The organism is Nitrosomonas sp., from assembly GCF_022842015.1.
GTDB lineage: Bacteria > Pseudomonadota > Gammaproteobacteria > Burkholderiales > Nitrosomonadaceae > Nitrosomonas.
The window spans coordinates 1-2,894 of record NZ_JALHQJ010000128.1 but is presented as its reverse complement, the minus strand read 5'-3'; the positions used below and the strand labels follow the sequence as shown (position 1 = coordinate 2,894).

The 2,894-nt window shown below is 45.1% G+C and carries 1 protein-coding gene and 2 pseudogenes; 2 read left to right on the top strand and 1 reads right to left on the bottom strand.

Going from position 1 to position 2,894, the window contains the following annotated elements; all coding sequences use genetic code 11:
• Positions 1-117: 117 nt before the first annotated feature.
• Positions 118-324: pseudogene (locus tag Q0C11_RS14610) on the top strand (ATP-binding protein); the annotation flags it as partial.
• Between the two features lie 607 nt (positions 325-931).
• Here Q0C11_RS14610 and Q0C11_RS14605 read toward each other — a convergent pair.
• Positions 932-1,821, bottom strand: a pseudogene (locus Q0C11_RS14605) (IS1595 family transposase).
• Positions 1,822-2,417: 596 nt separating this feature from the next.
• Here Q0C11_RS14605 and Q0C11_RS14600 point away from each other — a divergent pair.
• The gene (locus Q0C11_RS14600) at positions 2,418-2,747 is read left to right on the top strand and encodes a transcriptional regulator (RefSeq protein WP_293009215.1); all 330 of its coding nucleotides are present in this window, start codon (positions 2,418-2,420) and stop codon (positions 2,745-2,747) included.
• Positions 2,748-2,894 lie beyond the last annotated feature (147 nt).

Sequence of the window (2,894 nt, the reverse complement as noted above, 5' to 3'; positions counted from 1 at the left end):
TTGGTGTTCAAATACCAATCTTACCGCTCGTTCCCGTACTTCCGGTGAATAACTGATTTGATTCTTCATCTCTTCCTCCTCTCAAATCATTATATCTCCGGAAAATCCGGGGCGATTCACCTGGCGTTTGCTGAGTGGAGCAGCGTTTTCATCGATGCCAAGATGACCACCGCGCTTTTGGATCGACTAACCCATCACTGCCATATTATCGAAACCGGTAATGACTCTTTCCGTTACAAACAAAGCGCCGCTAATGCAAAAATGAAAATACAGGAAAGAGAAAAAGAAAGATCTTCTCCAGAAGAATATCTGGCCAATTTGTAGCGCATTTCATTATAACTAAAACATCAACAGGTGGTAAAAAACCAACTCAGTCTGGTCGACTTATCCACAGATGCGTAGTATCCTGCGCAATGCTTTCCCCTGTTCAATTTTCAACCGTAATGAGGGGTCAATTTTAAACCGGTATCAACAGCTCGTCCATCTTTCGTAGCAAAAAACCAGCTCAGCATCACTTGCCGGTTGAGGCTGATAATAGTGAGTTGAGCGTGCCAAATCCAGTAAGTGGCATTGGCGGATGTGACTTATCTTGTCGCGGCGCTCAATCATAATTTTGCGTTCCGCCGCACTTAATGATCGATCTTTCTGGCTAAAAAATCGCGTTCCACCGTCAGTTGCCCGATAACACGGTGTAAATTATCTGTGGTTTGTCCGTTCTCTTTGTTTGAGCTGTTTTCTGCAAAACAAATCAGTTGCTTGTTCAATGAGCTGCCGTTTCCAGCTATTGATCTGTGTGGGATGTATCCCATGCGTGCTGCCAGTTGGGGAATGACTTCGTCCTACCGTATCGCTGACAGCGCTATTTTTGCCTTGAATTAACTGGAATATTGTCTGCGTTTCTTGCTCATAATTATGATTCTTTATAATGCCTCTATACTATTTTCAGTTTGATCTGAGTGTGCGTCAGGCAAGCATTGAGAAGGCGTAGTGGTAACTCGGCCTCCCACATACGCCGGTTGAACCGGTAGCAGAACTCGTTGAGATACTCTTGCATATACTTGGACGATATACCGTGATAAGTACCCAGCAGAAATGCCTTGAGGTTGCCGATGGCAATATGCACCCAGGGCAGCCATTCGCCCGCCATATCAGGCGGCGTCACCCGTGCGGCATGATGCTGGTTTTGCCGATTTCCGTTAGGGAAGCCAGTGCATCGCTACGCACCAACTGACTGGGCGGGAGATGACATTGAACAAACTTTGCTACTGTTTCATGAGTAACAGCAGAGACCTGTTGCATGGCGATAAACCCGGCACACTTGCCCCGGTTCTCAATTGCCACCAGTATTGGGGTTTTACCTTCGGCACCGCGACCTCGCTTTCCACTGCGGCGACCACCCACCAAGGCATCGTCAATCTCAATCAGATCGTGCAGCCGATAGATACTATCCCGGTGTCCCATGGCAATGCGAATCTTGCGCAATATCCGGCAAGCCGTAATCCAGGAAACCTCGATTTGTTTGGAAAGACGTACGGCAGAAATGCCACCCTTGTCCGAGGCAGACAGGTAAATCGCCCAGAACCATTTAGTCAGCGGCAGATTGGTGGAGTGAAACAGCGTCCCCGACGTAAGCGAGGTTTGGTAATGGCACTTGGAGCACTCGCAGGAATGGCGCGTGCTGATGATATAGCCATGATCATGGCCGCAGCGCGGGCAACGGAACCTTTCCGACCAGCGTTGCTTCGTCAGCGCCTGCGCGCAGGCTTCTTCCGTTCCATACCGTTTCTGCCAATCCAGCAAGCTGGTTTCCAGCGCTCTCATGATACAATCTCCTTATGTCATTGATCCCAAAGCATTTGAGCAGAAAATACTGAAAACAGTTCATAGGCATATTCTTTATAGTGTCCATAACAGAGCTTAACAACCTGCCCAGTTTTGCGGTACCACTTCATTGCCTTGCCTAATAGTTTCCTTTAAGAAAAAACAATGGTTTCCTTAATAGACACGCAGTGTCGGCTATATTAAGATTGAATCATTCCTTAATTTTTGAGAGGGATAACTGAAAGCACAATCGGGTATTAAGCGTATCAATGTGTAGCGCTATGTTTTTTGACAAGCTTGCCTGCCATTGTTACACCGACACCAATTTGGTGTTTTCATAAAAAATTCCTTGTAAGTATTTCTCATTTACTTCACGCATTAATGTATCAATTTGCTATGGGATAGGGAAAATAGCTCTACAACATAGAATTGCGGAGATGAAATAGCTAATGAATCTCTGGGTGAGTTAATGGTATTTATTGCGCTAAAACTTCATCGCAAACGGCATCAATAAGTCAAAACCCGTTTTAAGCTTGTCGAGATACCTAACCAGAGTTTCTAAAATAACTCGATCATCATCTTTCTGGGAGATAGTAATGGATAGTTCAATAGTAATGAAGAAATTCGAAATTGTTGTCGAGATAGAGCATCATGAGCAGTTACTCGAATTGCTAGAAAGCTCTGGTGTGCGTGGATATACTGTTATCAAGAATGCGGGAGGTCGGGGAGTCAGGGGCATAAGAAATCCGTATGATGTACTTTTACCATACGAGAATAGTGTCACAATTTTTGCTTGCAAAGAAGAGCTAGCACAGAAAGTGCTCAAGGAGTTGCAACCCGCGATGAAAGGTTTCGGTGGTATGTGTTTGATTTCAGATTGCCTTGCGCAAACAAATTCCGATAACCGGGAGTACGCTTTAAAATAACGCGAATCAAAAATGCTGTGGCTATATCTAACAGGCCGTTGAAAAACCCGGCACTTTCAGTCTGAATTCTCGTTTTTAAAAAGCTGCGAGCATTTCGGTTATCTTCCAGATCTGTTTTTTTATCCGGAATGTTCATTCTTTGTGCAA